The 18,056-nt window shown below is 43.8% G+C and carries 13 protein-coding genes; 8 read left to right on the top strand and 5 right to left on the bottom strand.

What is annotated here, in order from left to right; genetic code table 11:
• Nucleotide 1: 1 nt before the first annotated feature.
• Nucleotides 2-1,453, bottom strand: a complete 1,452-nt coding sequence (locus AC1DN5_RS01720) for a spore germination protein (RefSeq protein ID WP_016937742.1) — start codon at nt 1,451-1,453, stop codon at nt 2-4.
• Nucleotides 1,454-1,669: 216 nt separating this feature from the next.
• Here AC1DN5_RS01720 and manA point away from each other — a divergent pair, with 216 nt between their 5' ends.
• Both manA and AC1DN5_RS01710 read left to right on the top strand, forming a co-directional pair.
• The gene (manA, locus tag AC1DN5_RS01715; protein ID WP_264819247.1) at nt 1,670-2,620 is read left to right on the top strand and encodes a mannose-6-phosphate isomerase, class I; all 951 of its coding nucleotides are present in this window, start codon (nt 1,670-1,672) and stop codon (nt 2,618-2,620) included.
• Nucleotides 2,621-2,761: 141 nt separating this feature from the next.
• Nucleotides 2,762-5,407 (top strand): N-acetylglucosaminidase, encoded by a 2,646-nt coding sequence (locus tag AC1DN5_RS01710; RefSeq protein WP_366969830.1) that lies wholly within the window; start codon nt 2,762-2,764, stop codon nt 5,405-5,407.
• Nucleotides 5,408-5,468: 61 nt separating this feature from the next.
• Here AC1DN5_RS01710 and AC1DN5_RS01705 read toward each other — a convergent pair whose 3' ends face one another.
• Nucleotides 5,469-6,635 carry a CDP-glycerol--glycerophosphate glycerophosphotransferase gene (locus tag AC1DN5_RS01705; protein ID WP_016937745.1) on the bottom strand — a complete coding sequence of 389 codons (1,167 nt, stop codon included), beginning with the start codon at nt 6,633-6,635 and terminating at the stop codon, nt 5,469-5,471.
• Between the two features lie 32 nt (nt 6,636-6,667).
• The gene (locus AC1DN5_RS01700) at nt 6,668-7,438 is read right to left on the bottom strand and encodes a WecB/TagA/CpsF family glycosyltransferase (protein ID WP_016937746.1); all 771 of its coding nucleotides are present in this window, start codon (nt 7,436-7,438) and stop codon (nt 6,668-6,670) included.
• Nucleotides 7,439-7,793: 355 nt separating this feature from the next.
• Between AC1DN5_RS01700 and tagD the strand changes: the two genes are divergently transcribed.
• The 5 genes from tagD (at nt 7,794) to tagH (ending at nt 14,659) form a co-directional block, all read left to right on the top strand.
• On the top strand, nt 7,794-8,183 hold the full coding sequence (tagD, locus tag AC1DN5_RS01695) for a glycerol-3-phosphate cytidylyltransferase (RefSeq protein WP_016937747.1): 390 nt from the start codon (nt 7,794-7,796) through the stop codon (nt 8,181-8,183).
• Between the two features lie 136 nt (nt 8,184-8,319).
• On the top strand, nt 8,320-9,858 hold the full coding sequence (locus AC1DN5_RS01690) for a glycosyltransferase family 2 protein (protein ID WP_366969829.1): 1,539 nt from the start codon (nt 8,320-8,322) through the stop codon (nt 9,856-9,858).
• A 49-nt stretch (nt 9,859-9,907) separates the two neighbouring features.
• Nucleotides 9,908-12,082, top strand: coding sequence for a CDP-glycerol glycerophosphotransferase family protein (locus tag AC1DN5_RS01685; protein WP_366969828.1), 2,175 nt, complete (start codon nt 9,908-9,910; stop codon nt 12,080-12,082).
• A 184-nt stretch (nt 12,083-12,266) separates the two neighbouring features.
• Entirely contained in the window at nt 12,267-13,094 is an 828-nt protein-coding gene (locus AC1DN5_RS01680; protein ID WP_016937750.1) for an ABC transporter permease, read from the top strand.
• 20 nt (nt 13,095-13,114) lie between these two features.
• The gene (tagH, locus tag AC1DN5_RS01675; RefSeq protein ID WP_188154379.1) at nt 13,115-14,659 is read left to right on the top strand and encodes a teichoic acids export ABC transporter ATP-binding subunit TagH; all 1,545 of its coding nucleotides are present in this window, start codon (nt 13,115-13,117) and stop codon (nt 14,657-14,659) included.
• A 39-nt stretch (nt 14,660-14,698) separates the two neighbouring features.
• On the opposite strand, the gene galU is transcribed toward tagH, so the two are convergent.
• A complete protein-coding gene (gene galU, locus AC1DN5_RS01670) occupies nt 14,699-15,583 on the bottom strand; it encodes a UTP--glucose-1-phosphate uridylyltransferase GalU (RefSeq protein ID WP_016937752.1) in 885 nt (294 codons plus the stop codon).
• A gap of 229 nt (nt 15,584-15,812) precedes the next feature.
• On the opposite strand from galU, the gene wecB reads away from it, so the two are divergent.
• Nucleotides 15,813-16,952, top strand: a complete 1,140-nt coding sequence (gene wecB / locus AC1DN5_RS01665) for a non-hydrolyzing UDP-N-acetylglucosamine 2-epimerase (protein WP_099745079.1) — start codon at nt 15,813-15,815, stop codon at nt 16,950-16,952.
• Nucleotides 16,953-16,982: 30 nt separating this feature from the next.
• Here the strand turns inward: wecB and tagU are convergent, their stop codons facing one another.
• Complete coding sequence (tagU, locus tag AC1DN5_RS01660; RefSeq protein ID WP_188154380.1) at nt 16,983-17,900, bottom strand: polyisoprenyl-teichoic acid--peptidoglycan teichoic acid transferase TagU; 918 nt, start codon at nt 17,898-17,900, stop codon at nt 16,983-16,985.
• Between the last annotated feature and the right edge of the window lie 156 nt (nt 17,901-18,056).

Genomic DNA, 18,056 nt, shown 5'->3' with positions numbered 1-18,056 from the left:
ATCACCTTTGTCTGATTTTATCTTTTGTCTCTTTTCGGGTCGGCCGTTTTTTAAAAAGCGGTGTCGGCAGCCTGACAATCGTATCCTTTAAGTCCTGTCCCGGCTGCGCCATGATCGGAATAATATAATCCTGGCCGAAGCTTTTCAGGCGCATCAGATGGCCGACGACCAGCAGATAACACATAATCAGTCCGTATAAACCTAAAATCGCCGATAAAATCATCGAAAAAATGCGGATGAGCCTCAGCGGGAAATTGAACACATAGGAGGGCGCCGTAAAAGAGGCCAATGCCGTAACGGATACGACAATCACCATCATCGCGCTGACGATATTCGCCTGTACGGCGGCCTGGCCGATCACCACTCCCCCGATCAGGCCGATCGTCTGGCCGATCGGCTTCGGCAGTCTGAGTCCGGCTTCTCTGATCATTTCAATCGTAAAAATCATAATAAACGCTTCAACAAAAGGGGGAAACGGGACATTCAACCTGCTCCCGGCAATCGTCACCGCCATTCTCGTCGGCAAAAGCCCGGTATGAAACGTAACGAGCGCGATGTAAAGGCCGGGTAAATAAATCGTGATTAAAATGCATGAATACCGAAGCAGCCTGAGAAAGGTAACCGGAACCCACCGCTGATTATAATCGTCAGGGGAGTGGATAAATTCATCAATGGTAGCGGGCACCAAAAGGGTAAATGGCGTTCCGTCTACAAGAACGGAGACCCGCCCCTCCAAAAGAGCGCCCATAACCCGGTCAGGCCGTTCGGTCGTCAAAATGGTCGGGAAAATGGAATACGTGTTATCTTCAATGAGCTGTTCGATCGATCCTGATTCCGGAATATCATCAATGGTGATGGACTCCAGTCTTTTCATCACTTCTTTTACGACATCATCAGGCGCGATATCCCGAATGTAGGCAACGGCGATCCGTTTTTTTGTCCGTTCGCCGAGTGTCAGCTCCTTGATCTGGAGATTGGGGTCACGGGACTGCTCACGCAAAAGCGCCGTATTCGTCCGAAGTTTTTCGACAAAACCTATCCTCGGCCCCCGTTCCAGCACTTCTGATGCCGGTTCTTCGACATCCCGCATTTTAAATGTTTCCGTATCAAAGGAAAGGGCCTCCTTCCATCCCTCCGCCAGCAAAACCGATTTGCCGGAAAGAATGTCAGCCTCAACATCCTTAAGTGAAGAAAGCCGGGTGTGGTGATACCCGAAAGAAATGGATGCCGGAGGTGTTTCAGCCGGTTCCTCTTGATGCCGGGCGGCCGCCTGCACGGGCGAAATAATATATTCGGCAAGCAATTGATTTTCAGTCAGTCCGTCTATATACACTAGACAGGCGTCACATTTGCCGTTTCCGTACGTAAATGAATAAAACATCATGTCATCGCTTTGGCCGAACCGTTTTTTCAGCGCTTGAAGGTTTTGTCCGAGCTCAGCATTTATCGTCACAATGTTTCCCCCCTTTCATCAGTTATTTTAATTTGCGACAAACAAGGGATTTTATTCTGGAATAGGAAATGACTGAGCATTCCGCCCCATCCGAATGGTATAATGAGCAGGTCAGCCATTTATACATATTGTTTTTAACTGCGGCTCCCTCCGTGTTTTAAAATAGGTACAGGGGGAATGGGATATGAGCCGCTTTTTAATGGGAGGGGAACGAACATGACGCAAGAGCCGATTTTTTTACAGCCTGTATGTAAAGAAAAAATATGGGGCGGCACGTTATTACGCGAACGATTCGGATACAGTATACCTTCAGAAACAACCGGCGAATGCTGGGCGATATCAGCCCACCCGCACGGGATGAGCACGGTCAAAAGCGGTCCGTATCAAGGGAAAACCCTGATCGAACTGTGGAATCAGCATAGAGAATTATTCGGCGGAACGGAAGGGGACCGCTTTCCGCTGCTGACGAAAATACTGGACGTCAAACATCACCTGTCCGTCAAAGTCCACCCTGACGATTATGATGCCGAGGAGCATGGACTGGGCGAAACGGGGAAGTCTGAGTGCTGGTACATTATCGACTGTAAAGAAAATGCGGAGATAATATACGGTCATACGGCCCGTTCGAAAGCAGAGCTTGTCACCATGATTAACAGCGGTGATTGGGAAGGCCTGCTGCGCCGCGTGAAAATCAAACCCGGTGATTTTTATTATGTGCCGAGCGGAACCATACATGCCATTTGCGCCGGGGCGCTCGTGCTGGAAATACAGCAGAATTCAGATGCCGCCTACCGGATATATGATTACGGGCGCACAGATCAAAACGGCGCGGCGCGTGAGCTGCATATCCGCGATGCCGTCAACGCCGCCACCGTTCCTCATGTGGACGGATTTTTAGATGAATCAACTGAAACGAGAAAAGGCATCACCATCAAAACCTTTGTGCAGGGAGAATATTTTTCTGTTTACAAATGGGATATCAGCGGGACGGCGGAAATGACCCAGGACGCTCCGTTTATGCTGTGCAGCGTTATAGAAGGAAGCGGCTCCATCACTTGTGAAGGCAAGACCGCAACACTTGAAAAAGGCGCGCATTTCATACTGCCGGATCAGATGCCTGACTTTACGATAACCGGAGAATGCACAATCATCGTTTCTCATATATAAATCACCCAACTTAATCCCAGCGATGGGATTAAGTTTTTTTATTTGGATAATTGGATAATTTCTCTCTGTAAATATGAAGAAAGCCGGCCGATAAATAAACTAGTTTGATAGAAACCAATTGAATCAGAAAGAGGAGAAGGAATGAAAAAGAGATTCGTTGCACCTATGTTATTGTCCGGCGTTTTCCTTGTCTTTAGCACCGTTACACAGCACGCCCAGGCTGCATACAGCGACTATTCCGTTTATGAGCTGGAAACGAAGCAGCAATTCGCTTCTGAGAATGAGGCGCTTCAAGCGGCAGCGAAATTGAAAAAGGATACGGGGTGGCAGGCTGACGCAAAGAAAGCCGGTAATGCGCCGCTCACTTATCAAATCTCAGCTTCAGGCTTACACGATGAAACGGACGCGAAAGCCGTGCTGAAAGATTTTACGAAGCAGACGGGTGTGGCCGGCACTTACAGCGCAAGCGGAAGCAAACAGCCGTACGTGACCGTCACATCAGGAGTTCTATCAGACGGGCAGCAGACGAAAAACCTTCTTGCCAAATTGACGAAAGAAACGGGCGTGACCGGCGCCGTCAAGGAGTCGGGAACGAAGCAGCCGTACATGCAGGTCGTGACTTCAGAGATTGCAGCCGAAGCAGACGCGAAAACGCTCGCTCAAGATTTTACGAAGCAGACGGGCGTGAAAGCATCATACCGTCCGATCAAGCGGGAAACAGCCCAGTTTCAGATCCAATCAGGAACAATTACCGGCGATCAAAAAGCTGCTCAAATCCAAACTGATTTTCAAAAGGAAACAGGATTACAATCGTCGCTGAAGGTGATAACAAAAGGAAGCCCGAATATCACCGTGACAGCTTCCGGCATCCCGGATGCAAATAAAGCGGCAGGCTTAGCGAAACAGCTGCAGCAGAAAACGGGCATCAAAGGGAATGTTCAAACATATGCCCAAAGCAAAACAGCTGCCGTGTACAACGTGCGGTCAGGGTATTTTAACGGAGTAAGCGCCGTGCGAAATGCCGTCAGCCAAATCAAGAAGAATACGGGCGTCAGCGGCAGTTATCAAAAAGCCGGCACGAAAAATAATTATACGGTCGCGATGAGCGGACTGACGGCTCAGCAGCTGCAAAGCGTTCAATCCTTCTTTAAAAAGAAAAAATGGCATTGCGACACAACGTCTGTCAAAAAGACAGCGTCAGCGTCCGTTTACAGGATTACAGCAGGACAGCTTACTGCCGCACAGGCAGATCAAGCGGAGGCGTTTTTCCGCCAGCAGCATGTAAAGACGGCAAGAACTGCGGCAGGAAAAACAGCAGAAAACCAATATCAGCTGCTTTCTCAGCAGACGGCAGACCAATCGAAGATTAAAAAAGGATTGAATCTTCTGGCCGGATATAAACTGAGTGCCGTTTCCAAAACAGCAGCCAAGCAAACGGGAACAACGTACCAAGTCACAACTGAATCACTGCTTGATACGGCAAAGATCAATCGTTCGCTGGATTTCTTCAAAGGGAAAAAAGTATCCGCTTCTTCACAGAAAACAGGTGAAACAGCGTATACACAATTCAGGATTGAAACGGCCCCGCTGCTTAAGAAGGAAGACATTGACCGCGTGACTGCCTTTTTCAAACAAAACAAAGCGGCCGGCACTGTAAAGGAGACGGGGAAAACCGCCTATTCACAGTACGTCATCAAAACCGAAAAGTTCACTGGTAAAACCGTTTTAAATAAAAGCATGAGCTATTTCAGCGCCAAACAATTGCAGGCCGGCTATACGAGTGAAAGCCATCCGGTTTATGAGCTCCATCTCCGCGATCAATTCACGGGCTCGCAGTCTGCGGACGCCGCCTCTCAAAAGCTGAAAAAGCTGTACGGATGGACGATGACTATTTTGAAAATAAAAAACGGACCGCAAATTATGAATACCAATTACAACATCTCGCTTGCAGATATGGTCAAAAAACAAATGACAGTCAGCCCGCAGACTGATGCCTCGGCTTACGCGTCGCTTACTTACATCAATACGGCTTCCGGGACGGTCACAGCCGACGTACTGAACGTCCGCTCAACTCCGGAAGTCAGCTCAGGCAATATTATCGGGCAGTTGAAAAAAGGCGATAAAGTCAGCATCACCGGCCAGACAAACGGCTGGGCCAAACTCAGCATGGGCTGGAGAAACGCCAGCAGTGATGAAGTCGAGCAATACGTCAATCCCGATCACTTCGCACAAGACAGCAAGTATTATTTTCAATTTCTGAAGCTCTCTCAGACAGCGGGATTGAACGCATCTGAATTGAATCAAAAAGTGCTGGTCAATAAAGGAATTCTGACAGGCAAAGGCCAAGCCTTTATTACAGCCGCCGGAAAATACAGCATCAATGAAGTGTATTTGATTTCGCATGCTTTGCTTGAAACGGGCAATGGCACGTCAGAGCTTGCAAACGGCATTACGTATAATGGAAAAAAGGTTTATAACATGTACGGCATCGGGGCTTATGACAGCAACCCGAATTATTACGGCGCACAATACGCATATAATCAAGGCTGGTTTACTCCGGAAGCCGCGATTATCGGCGGAGCCCAATTTATCGGTGCGTCATATATTCACAACTCCGCATACGAACAGGATACCCTGTATAAAATGAGATGGTCTCCAGCCGCATCCCATCAGTATGCGACAGACATCGGCTGGGCGTATAAGCAGGTAAACCGCATGTACAGCTTATACTCACTTCTGGACGACTACACGCTTTACTATGATGTTCCTGTGTATATGAAAGTGTAAAAAAAGGCTGAAGTTGTTGCTTCAGCCTTTCTTCATGCAAAAAAAAACACCCGCCTCGGATTCAGGCAGGTGCTTCAGCACAATTTTTCATTTTTGTTTCCGCAAATTTCAATAACGCTTCACTCGAATTCCCATTTGAATACATATTCCATTTGTCCGAGAACCGCTTCATTTCTTCTGCATGAAATGGCTTTTTCGTCATTTCCTCGAGAAGGGCTTTGCTGTCATGACAAGCTCTTCCGGGGATGACCGAAGCATAATTGTCGATCAAACCGCGTTTTTGATCGTATTCCTCCAGATCATAGGTGAAAAAGAATATCGGTTTATTTAAGAGTGCGAATTCAAAGGGCACGGAAGAGTAGTCCGTAATTAAAATATCAGCCGCTTTCAAAAGGTCATGAAGACGCATGTCAGACACGTTCTTGATCGATTCGCTTTCAAACGAAGCTGAAATATGATGCAAAACGGCTGGGTGAAGCTTTACAAGCAGCATATACTCTCCGTTTAATTCGTTTATGAGCTGTTCTTCGGTGAATGGGAGCCGGAAGGATTGCATATCATAATCTCTGAATGTCGGTGCGTACAGAATGATTTTTTTCGGCCATTTGCGCTCCGGTTCCGGCTTGTTTTCTTCATAATAGACGTCAGTCAGGGGAACTCCCGTTTTTAACAGCTGGGCATCCCGTATACCGAACGACTTTTTAAAAACGTCAGCCATCTCATCTGAACCGACGGTGACAAAATCAAACGAACGATACACTTTTTTAAAGCGGCTGATATCTGATGCCGGCCGGCTTCGGTTCGTCACGTCCTCAAGGCCGAACTTTTTCAAAGAGCCGTTCGCATGCCATACTTGAATGCATGTCGTTTGCGGCCGGCGGTTTAAGACGCTTGTCAGGAGAAAATAGTTATCCGTTATGACCACTTTGCTCTTAAAAAGGATGAAAACGACCTTCACAAGATGCAGAGGGTTTTTTTCGTTCAGATAAAAAGAGCCGAGACCTTCCAGCTCCTTTTTCAGACTGACGGCATGTCTCGTATACAGAACCGTCACTTCATAAGAAAGCGATTCAGCGTGCGCCTTGTAAGAACGGATGAGAGCCTGGGCATTCTCTTCAAAAGATACCAGCAGGGTCAGGTGATTCTTTGGCTTTACAGGCTTGAACAAAACGCCGAGAACCGACAGATATATAGAATAGAAAGCGGCGAATAAAGATCGCAAGTTCATAGATTACCAATCTCTTTTGCTGTTTTATTTGTTTAAAGCTGTTTCGTTTGATCTTCAGCCTGCTTGGAGTACAGGCTCTTATTTGATTTATTGTTTCTCAAAACGGTAAAAGCATACTTCGGAATGTTCAGCATCCTTTTCCATCTCCACGGATTTGTCACCAGTCTGTACAGCCATTCCAGATTTGTTTTGATCATCCATTCAGGGGCGCGTTTCACCGTTCCGCTGAACACATCAAAGCTTCCGCCCAAACCGATTGAAACAGCCTGAGGAAAAAGATGTTTGTATTCATAAATAAATTGCTCCTGATGCGGATATCCTAAGGCGACAAACACGATATCGGGTTTCGCCCGGGAAATCTGTTTGGCGACGAAGCGTTTATCGGCTTCATAGCCGTTGCTGGCTCCGACAACCTCGATATTCGGATACTCTTTATCGATCCGATTCAAAACGGCGTCAAGCACGTCTTGCTTAGCTCCGTATAAAAATATTTTTTTAGACTGCCGGTTTGCGAGACCGAGCAGCGACAGAAACACATCGAAACCCGCAATTCTTGATTTCAGCGGGTGCTGCGTCAAACGTGACATTAACACGACGCCGATACCATCCGGCAGGACGAAATCCGCGGAAGAAATGACTTGATGATAACCTTTGTCTTTCGCCGCAGCGTATCCGATCTCTGGATTGACCGTCGCAATGACGGCTCCTTGCTTTTGTGCGATATAATAAGTGTCTAAATATGAAATAAACTCCTGTAAATTTCCATTAACATAAGAAAGGTTGTGCACCATTTCAGTCTGCATCTGCCGTCCTCCTTTTTGTACGGGATTTTCTTTCACTTTTTCGTGACTTAAGCTAAGCTTTATTTTAACATAATACCTTCAGATAAACTTAACAATAGTTTTACAAAAATATAAATAAGATAACAATTTCTTTAATCATACGCGCAAAAACCCTGCTAAACTCCTATTGCAATAACATTTGTTAATAAGTGGAATTTAACTTCGTTTTACATTAGCTTAACCTTTTCAGGGCTATGTGATATAATGAGGTTCCATGAGTACGAAATTGGCACTTTAGTGATTAAGGATACAGCTGCACAGCATTTCAGGGCAGTTGCTTGTTATACGTATGATGATAGAAAGGAGCTTTTGTTTCATGAAGAAGGTCATTACTTACGGAACGTTTGATTTACTGCATTGGGGTCATATTAAACTGCTCGAGCGCGCGAAGCAGCTTGGAGATTATCTTGTCGTTGCCATCTCAACAGATGAGTTCAACCTTCAAAAACAAAAAAAGGCCTACCACAGCTATGAACACAGAAAGTTAATTCTTGAAACGATCCGTTATGTCGACGAAGTTATTCCGGAAAACAGCTGGGATCAAAAAGTCCGGGACGTAGCGGAGCACAACATCGACGTGTTCGTAATGGGAGACGATTGGGAAGGCAAGTTCGACTTCCTTAAAGATCAATGCGAAGTCATCTATCTCCCTAGAACCGAAGGCATTTCCACTACTCAGATTAAAAAAGAAATTGCCGGAGTGTAATTGAAACATTCGGATATGCAGATGATAAAGAAGTACTCCCTCCGGATAGGGAGTACTTCTTGTAATATAAGGTTATTTTCGCTATATTTGTTATGCGCTTTTTTAAAAAAGCTAGACAATAAGAGGAGAATTTAAAATGAATCTTAGTAACTTTTTTAAATTGAATAAAAAAGAGTCCAAGCCGTCCATAGAAGAACGTGAATATACCATTTTAAACAAAGAAGCATTGGCGGATGAAAAGAAGGTAGCGGTAGTCGTTCCTGTTTATAATGCAGAAGAATATGTGCGGAAAACAGTTGATTCAGTAATCCTTCAAAATATCGGCTTTCAGCATATTTCTTTAATTCTGGTCGATGATTGCTCAACTGATGAATCCAGAAACATTCTGACTGAATACGCCGAGCTGTATGAGAATATTACGGTCGTATTTCTGAAAGACAATACGGGAACCCCCGCTTATCCGAGAAACTTGGGAATTGAGCTTGCAAATGCAAAGTACATTACCTTTTTAGATGCGGATGATTGGTTTGCGCCGAACGGCGTTAAAATTTTATTCGACATGCTTGAAAGAGATCATGTGAATTATGCGGTCGGAAAAACGATCGAAATGCAGGTGAACGGGCAAAAAACAATCGGGAAACATGAGTCCTCACTGAACAGAGCGAAAGTATCGCCTTTTTCAATCCGGCATATTTTCTATCATCTCGGCCCGCGGGCAAGAATGATGAACTTACAATTTCTAAAAGATAATGATATCAGATATCCGGAAATGAAATTTGCTGAAGATAAGCAATTTTTTATGGATGTTCTTTTGTCGTGCGGAGATATTTCAACGTCAACAGAACCGGTTTATTATCTGAACAGAATGGACAATAATGAGTCGCTGACAAAAAAGACGAATATTATGGAAAAAACCGATACGAACATAGCCGTAATGAAGTATATTCTAAACAAAAAATTAGATACTGAGAAAGAAAAGATGGCGATGAACCGCCTGATTGAATTCGATTCCATTACGCGGCTTTTCGATCGGATGCACTTCCTGAAAAGCGAAAATAAAGAAGCTTACTACAATAAATTCAATGAAATTCTGAATGTATTAAAGAAGACGAAGTACGATATTTCCGAGACGTTTTTTCATCCCATCCATAAAACAGCCTACCGCCTGCTGATTCAAAAACGGTATGATGAAGTCGAAAAGCTGTTCCGATGGTCTAAAAAAGAGCCCAATAAAAACATCGTGACCCGGGACGGACTGGCTTATTTAGAAAGCCCGCTGACGGATGAAGAAAATAAACTGGTCGAACTGCGCATGCACGGGGAAACGGAAAGCGCGGTGTTCGCCGATGATAAATTCAGCATTACGTTCCGCTTGTTCGGACAGGACAGAAATAATGCCCAATATATTCAGTTTCAGCACAGAGAAAAAATGAAAGTATACCACCAGTTTCCGGTACAGTCACTGGGAGACGGGCGGTACGTCCTTGAACTCCCGTTACGTGACATTGAAAAAGTCGGACTTGGCGGTTATATTATGTATGTCATTTATAACGATTATGAACGGGTCATGTTAAACAGAGAAGACGATGAAAAGGTAACAGCAGAAGCGAACGGACTGCACTATCAATTCTACCGGACGGTGAAGGAGAACCTATCGCTGAAAGTATCAAAATGATGATTATGATTGGATATGTTTAATTGAAACAGAGGAGTAGACTTATTTTATGGGTATAGAAAATCCTGTCAGATACAAGTTAAAACATCTTAATATAAAGGACGATACATTCAGTATTACGATATCCTGTGAAAATGCCGCTTTAGAGGAAGAGCCTTCTCTTCAGATTATAAATCGTAAGACAAAAGCGGAACTTTCCGTCCCTCTGAAACGGTTGCCCGGAGAAGGCGGGGAGTACCATGCTGTCATGGGCACGGAGCTGCTTTCTGAACATACGGACGGCAAAGGATGTCTTGATTTCTATGTCTCCTTTATCAATGATGACAGTGATATCAATAAAAAACGGTTAAAATCCAGCCTTGAACCTATTGAACTGTCTTCTTATAAAGATGAGGCTCATCATATGTTCTTTTTCCCTTACACGACCAAGAAAGGGAATTTCTCCTTAAAGCTGCTGCAGAGAAAGTTCGTCACGCGAATTGATGAAATGGAGCTTGAATCTGACGGCAGCTTACATCTGAAAGGTTTTGCATTCCGGCTGAATGCAGCAGAAAATTTAAAGATAAAAGAAAAAAACCTGATTCTGAAAATGAAAAAAGGAAAAGAAGAGGAGCCTCTCATTCTGAAGTATCCGCTTCATGACGTGCCGAGACACGACCTTGATGAATATGTTCAGGATACAACGGCACTTGACACGATAGGCTTTGATACAAAAATTGATTTGAATGCCATTTATAAAGAATTGAATCAGCAGCTTATCTTTCAATTCCATATTCAATTCATTTTTGAAGATGCCGGAACGGGTGAAGAGGTTATCACCAACAGCAAGCCGTTAAAGGCACTGAAATCTGAACAAGTAAACCCTAACCAATTCACGATTCTGAAAACGGAAAAAGGACCTGCCAGATTTCATGTTTTCACGAAAAAGAAAACGAAAAATCTCCATCTGAGAATGAATGATTACAGTTTCAGCACCCGTGTGGAGTATTTTGTAAAAGGAAAGCTGAAACGGGGCGCATCCTTTGTACGCAAAAGAAAGAATAAGCTGAAAAAGTTTATTGAGAAAAGAATACAAAACACTTATAAAGCAGGATTCAGGCTTGCAGGGAAACTGCCCGTCAAACAGAAATTTGTCATGTTTGAAAGCTTTGCCGGAAAACAGTACAGCTGCAATCCGCGGGCAATTTACGAATACATGAGCAAAGAAATGCCTGAATACCGTCTGTGCTGGAGTGTAAATCCCGCTTATTCACAGACATTTAAAGATAAAGGAATTCCTTATATCGAACGTTTTACGTTTAAATGGCTGTTTGCCATGGCAAGAGCCGAGTTCTGGATTGTCAACAGCCGTATGCCGCTGTGGATCCCGAAACCTGAGCATACGACATATGTCCAGACATGGCATGGCACGCCTTTAAAGCGTCTTGCCGTTGATATGGATGAAGTGCATATGCCGGGAACAAACACTGAAAAATATAAGCGCAATTTTACGACAGAGGCTTCAAAATGGGATTATCTGATTTCACCGAACGCCTATTCAACAGAAATTTTCGCTCGGGCGTTTCAGTTTAATAAAACCATGATTGAATCTGGATATCCGCGGAATGACTTCCTTCAGACGGATAACAGTCCTTCTGTCATCAAAGCGCTGAAAGAAAAAATGAACCTTCCGCTAGATAAAAAAGTGATCATCTACGCACCGACATGGCGGGATGACCAATTTTATAAGAAGGGAAAATACAAGTTTGACCTTGATTTAGACCTTCACCAATTAAGAGAAGCGATCGGCGACCGTTACGTCATTATTTTACGGATGCATTATCTGGTTGCGGAAAACTTTGATCTCGGACCGTATGAAGGTTTTGCATATGATTTCTCCAGCTACGAAGATATCCGTGAGCTGTATATGGTCTCTGATTTACTCATAACGGACTATTCATCTGTCTTTTTTGACTATGCAAATCTGAGAAGACCGATGCTGTTTTATGTGCCTGATATCGAAACGTATCGGGATAAACTCAGAGGGTTTTACTTTGACTTTGAAAAAGAAGCGCCCGGCCCGCTGGTCAAAGAAACGGGTGACGTTATCAAGTGGGTGAATGAAACGGAATCAGACAATTATAAGCTTCCGGATTCGTTCGGGCCTTTTTATGAGAAGTTCTGTTATTTAGAGACCGGGGAATCGTCTGAAAAAGCCGTAAAAGTGATTTTCGGGGACAAGTAAATAAGTGCAAAAAAGCATAATTTAACCACGTTAATTATGCTTTTTTGCTTAAAAGACGGCATGTTGCGCCCATCGGACGCAGGCTTGTTATGAAGTGAAAAATACATCGTAATCTGTTACAATTATGAGCGGTGCTTTTGTAAGTCAAAGCTATGACCAAAACTTACGACTAAGGAAGATTAGAATGAATGCATTGGTAAAAATTCTGAAAGAGCAATTCAACTCATTTCCGCTGATTATGCGGCTTGCAGTGTACGAAACGAAATCAAAGTATCAAGTGAACTATTTGGGTATATTGTGGCAGTTTCTCAACCCTATGATTCAAATGCTGGCTTATTGGTTCGTATTTGGTCTCGGGATTCGCGGCGGACATGATATGGTGCTTGGAAATGGAGACAGCGTACCGTTCATCGTCTGGATGCTGGCCGGCTTAATTCCTTGGTTCTTTATCAGTCCGACGATATTGGATGCATCTAACAGCGTTTTTAAACGGATAAATTTAGTATCGAAAATGAACTTTCCGATCAGTTCACTGCCTTCTGTAGTGATCGCATCGAATTTATTCAGTTATTTTGTGATGATGGCGATTTATATTATTGTGCTGCTGAGCAACGGGCTGTTTCCGACGCTTCACTGGCTGCAATATATTTATTACTTGTTTTGCATGATCAGTTTTATGTTTGCTTTCGGCCTGTTTAATTCGACCATCAGCGTATTAATCAGGGACTATCAGTTTTTGCTTCAGGCCGTCACAAGGCTTCTCTTTTTTCTTCTGCCGATTTTCTGGGACATTGCCGAGAAATTTGGAAACAGACCTGAAGTTTTGACCATCTTGAAGTTAAACCCTCTTTTCTATATTATCGAGGGCTTTAGAGACAGCTTTATGGAAGGGCAGTGGTTTTTCCACGATATGAAATATACGCTGTATTTCTGGTTCGTCACACTGCTGTTGTTAACAGTCGGTTCACTTCTTCATATGAAATTCAGAGATAAGTTTGTTGACTTTCTTTAATATAGTAAGGAGATTATACGATGAAACTAAAAGTTTCGTTCAGAAATGTTTCAAAACAGTATTTTCTATATAAAAAACAGTCTGACAAAATTAAAGGGCTGTTTTTCCCAAACAGAAATCAAAAAGGTTTTTTCGCTGTCCGAAATGTTTCTTTTGACGTCTATGAAGGAGAAACAATCGGATTCGTAGGAATCAACGGTTCGGGAAAATCAACGATGTCTAATCTGCTTGCAAAAATCATTCCGCCGACAAGCGGTGAGATTGATATGAACGGGCAGCCGTCTTTAATCGCCATTTCTGCCGGATTAAACAATCAATTAAGCGGTAAGGACAACATTCGTTTGAAATGCTTGATGATGGGTCTCAACAATAAGCAGATAGACGAGCTTTATGAAAAAATCGTTGAATTCGCGGATATCGGCGACTTTATAGATCAGCCTGTTAAAAGCTATTCAAGCGGTATGAAATCCCGTCTCGGTTTTGCCATATCGGCGCATATGGACCCTGACATCCTTATTATTGATGAGGCGCTCTCAGTAGGGGACCAGACTTTCTATCAAAAATGTGTGGACCGCATTACGGAATTTAAAGAACGCGGCAAAACGATCTTTTTCGTCAGTCATTCCATCGGACAGATTGAGAAAATGTGTGATCGGGTGGCTTGGATGCATTACGGCGAAATGCGTATGTTTGATGAAACAAAAGCGGTCGTGAAAGAATATAAAGCTTTTGTGGATTGGTTCAACAAGCTTTCCAAGAAAGAAAAAAAGAAATATCAAAATGAGCAGATTGAAGGCAGAACGCGGGCTGCCGAGGAACAGAAAATCTCTCAGGCGCAGCAAAAGAAAGCGAAGCCCAAATTCATTGCCAATACGATTCAGATTACGCTGCTTGCATTGCTGGCTGCAGGAACGGCCGCTTCGATGTTTTCAGACAAGCCTCTGCGTGCGATCGCCTCTTTCGGCGACGTCAAACAGAGCGATGCCGGCCTTTATGAGTCTGTGAATAAACCTGCTTTGGTAAAAGCTGAAAAAGCGGATCTTTACGCCGGAAAAGATATAAAAGGGAAAATCTCGGCAAGTGTAAATTTCGGTACGAAGGTGCAGGTAGAAGCCGAGAATAACCAAGCGGCCAAAGTGAGATTAAACGATAAAGAGTACTTTATGAAAAAGGCTGATTTGCATAAAGTGAACGCTTTAAAAACGACGGATGTTCAGCTCAGCGATTTCAGCAGCAGTTTATCAAGCGAAACGACAGAAGAGTTTCTCTCATATATCAATAAGAGCCTTGACGACGTGCGGAGTAAATTGAAAAATCCAGCTGACGGGCAAACGGATGACGGACGGAAAGTATTAAAAGTATCCGATGCGAGAACGGATTTTGTGATTGATAATAATACAGTCTCCGAAGTGATTTTTCATTTATCGCGTCCCGCAGACATCTCAGCTTTAAGTAAAAAAGGCGGCAGCAAAATCAATCAGAACTTGTTCATGCTTAAAAACCAGAAATATACTTTCTCTGTGAACAACGCTGATCAAACACTGACCGTAACATCTAAAAAGTAAAGATCACATAAAAAAAGCTGCCGGATTCGGCAGCTTTTTCTATTCGTCAGCTTCTTCTTTTTCAAGAAGATCCTTCATAAACGGAATTAATTTATGACGGATATCTTTGTCCTGTAAGGCAAATTCAAGCGTCGTTTCGATGAACCCCAGTTTTTCCCCGACGTCGTAACGTTTTCCTTCGAAATCATAAGCGAAGACACGCTGAATGTCATTGAGCTTTTGAATGGCATCCGTTAATTGAATTTCTCCTCCTGCACCGACTTCCTGCTGTTCCAAATACATGAAAATTTCAGGAGTGAAAACGTATCTTCCTAAAATCGCCAAGTTGGAAGGAGCTGTGCCCGCTTCAGGCTTTTCTACGAAATTTCTGACTTGGTAACGGCGTCCTTCATTTGTTAACGGGTCGATTATTCCGTAGCGGTGTGTATCACTTTCAGGAACTTGCTGAACCCCGATAATGGAAGACAATGTTTTTTCATATTCGTCCATCAGCTGACGAAGTCCCGGTTTTTCGGCCTGGACAATATCATCGCCGAGAAGAACGGCGAAAGGTTCATCGCCGATGAAGTTGCGTGCGCACCAAACGGCATGACCGAGTCCTTTTGGCTCTTTTTGGCGGATATAGTGGATATCCGCAATGTTTGATGATTTTTTCACTTTTTGCAGCAGTTCGATTTTACCCTTCTCTTCCAAATTGCGCTCCAGCTCAGGCGCATTGTCGAAATGGTCTTCAATTGCTCTTTTTCCTTTTCCGGTTACGATAATAATGTCTTCGATGCCGGATTCGACAGCTTCTTCGATAATATACTGAATTGTCGGCTTATCAACGATTGGAAGCATTTCTTTAGGCATTGCTTTTGTGGCAGGCAAAAAACGTGTGCCTAAACCTGCTGCCGGAATAATGGCTTTGCGTACTTTCTTCACTGAATAACACCATCCTTGTTTCTGCTGAATCTTTTTTTCAGAACTATAACCTAGTCTTTTTCCACTTTACCACAATTGATTAAAATTCACACCTTTTAATCCGCTTTCAAAGAGTCTTGTAAAGGATTTTGCTTTGTTTGCCGTTAAGCTTTACAATATCTAAGAAACGGCATAAATATGTTAACATGAAGGGAATATCCGACATATAAAACGAGGTGCAGACAAACCGTTGAAAAAACTAAAAGTAATGACCGTATTCGGTACAAGACCTGAAGCAATTAAAATGGCTCCGCTCGTGTTAGAGCTTGAAAAATATCCGGAAATTGATTCACTGGTGACTGTAACCGCACAGCACAGACAGATGCTGGATCAAGTGCTTGAAGCATTCAGCATTAAGCCTGATTATGATTTGAACATTATGAAAGAGCGTCAGACGCTTTCTGAAATTACATCTCATGCCTTGCTGAAACTGGACAAGCTGTTCCAAGAAGTAAAACCAGATATCGTTTTGGTCCACGGAGATACGACGACAACTTTCGCGGGAAGCCTTGCCGCCTTTTATCATCAAATCGCGGTCGGCCATGTGGAAGCCGGTCTGCGTACGCAGAATAAATACTCTCCTTTCCCTGAGGAAATCAACCGGCAGATGACGGGCGTGATCGCTGATGTGAATTTTGCGCCGACAAGCCAGGCTGAACAGAATCTGCTCGCGGAAAATAAAAAGCCGGATTCCATATTTGTCACGGGAAATACGGCGATAGACGCGCTTCAAACGACGGTGCGGGAAGATTATTTTCATCCGATTTTTGATAAACTGGACGGAAGCAGGATGATCCTCCTGACAGCGCACAGACGTGAGAACTTAGGAAGACCGATGGAACAGATGTTTAAGGCCGTCAGAAGAGTCATTGAAGAGTTTGAGGACGTACAAGTCGTTTATCCCGTCCATTTGAATCCCGCAGTACGTGAGGCCGCAGAAGCCCATTTCGCTGATTCGGACAGAGTGCATTTAATAGAGCCGCTGGAGGTTGTGGATTTCCATAATTTCGCTGCGAAAGCCCATTTCATTATGACCGACTCGGGCGGAGTGCAGGAGGAAGCGCCTTCCCTCGGTAAGCCGGTCTTGGTGCTCCGGGATACAACCGAACGCCCCGAGGGAGTGAAAGCAGGAACATTAAAGCTTGCGGGCACCGATGAGGAAACCGTGTATCAGCTGACAAAACGGCTTTTAACCGATCAGGCTGAATATGAACGGATGTCAAAGGCGTCCAACCCTTATGGTGACGGATCTGCCTCAAAGCGGATTGCGGAGGAACTGCTTTATCGGTACGGCTATAGAAAAAACCGTCCGCAGCCTTTTACAGAATAAAAAACTCTGCATCGCATGCAGAGTTTTTTATTATTTCAGGCTTTCTTTTAATTCTTTTTTGACTGAAGCGAGGCTTGCTTCATCTAATTTGTAGTAATAGATATGGTTGATTCTCGTTCCCGTTCCCTTTAGTTCATGCTGAATAACTTTGCCGCGGGCGTTTTTATAGTCAGTCATGACCGTCCACATATCATCGAATGACATGTTTGTTTTCATATTGTTTTCAATAACCTTAAACATATCGCCGAATTTCGTGACAGACGAAATATTTGCCCCTTTAGCGATAATCCCTTCAATCACTTGGCGCTGGCGCTGCTGCCTGCCGAAATCCCCCCGGGGATCTTCTTTTCTCATACGCGTGTAGGCAAGTGCTTCTTCACCGTTCAGGCTGATGTTCCCCGTTCCGAAAGAGTGCCCGTCGTAGTTGAAGGCAAACGTGCTGTTCACCGTAATCCCGCCGAGTGTATCCACTGTATCTTTGAAGCTCTCCATGTTTACTTTCACAAAATAATCCACCGGCACGTCAAGCAGGTTCTCGACGGTATCCGCGGCCATCTGCGTCCCGCCGAAAGCATAGGAGTGGTTGATTTTATCCATCGTACCTTTGCCGGGGATTTTCGTATACGTATCACGCGGAATGCTGACCATTTCTGTTGTATTCGTTTTAGGGTTGACGGTCATATAAATCATCGTATCCGCGCGTCCCTTATCATTTTTCCGTTCATCGACGCCCATGATTAAAACAGAAATCGGGTCCTTCTTTCCGAGATCTATATCTGTGTCGCGTTTGTCCGATTTTTTTAAGTCTTCCTGAATGCTTGCCACCGTTGAAGCTGCTTTATGCCACAAGTAGTAGACGTAGCCTCCTGATGCTAAAACTAACAGCCCGATGATCGTTACAATTGTCAGAAGAACTTTTTTCTTCTTTTTTTTTCGTTCAGCCCTCATTTGTCATCACCTTTTCTATTAACTTTCACGATGCAATCTACTAATCTTTATAAACCCAGTCATATTTTTACTTCTAACCGTGTAATAGACGAAATTCTTAAAAAAAAGGTTACAAAAAGACCTTAAAATTACCTTAAAAAAAAGTTAGTATAAGAC

The organism is Bacillus sp. 01N42_2 (assembly GCF_056399565.1).
Note: the sequence above shows the minus strand (reverse complement) of the source record. Positions and strands in the feature narration are given on the sequence as shown.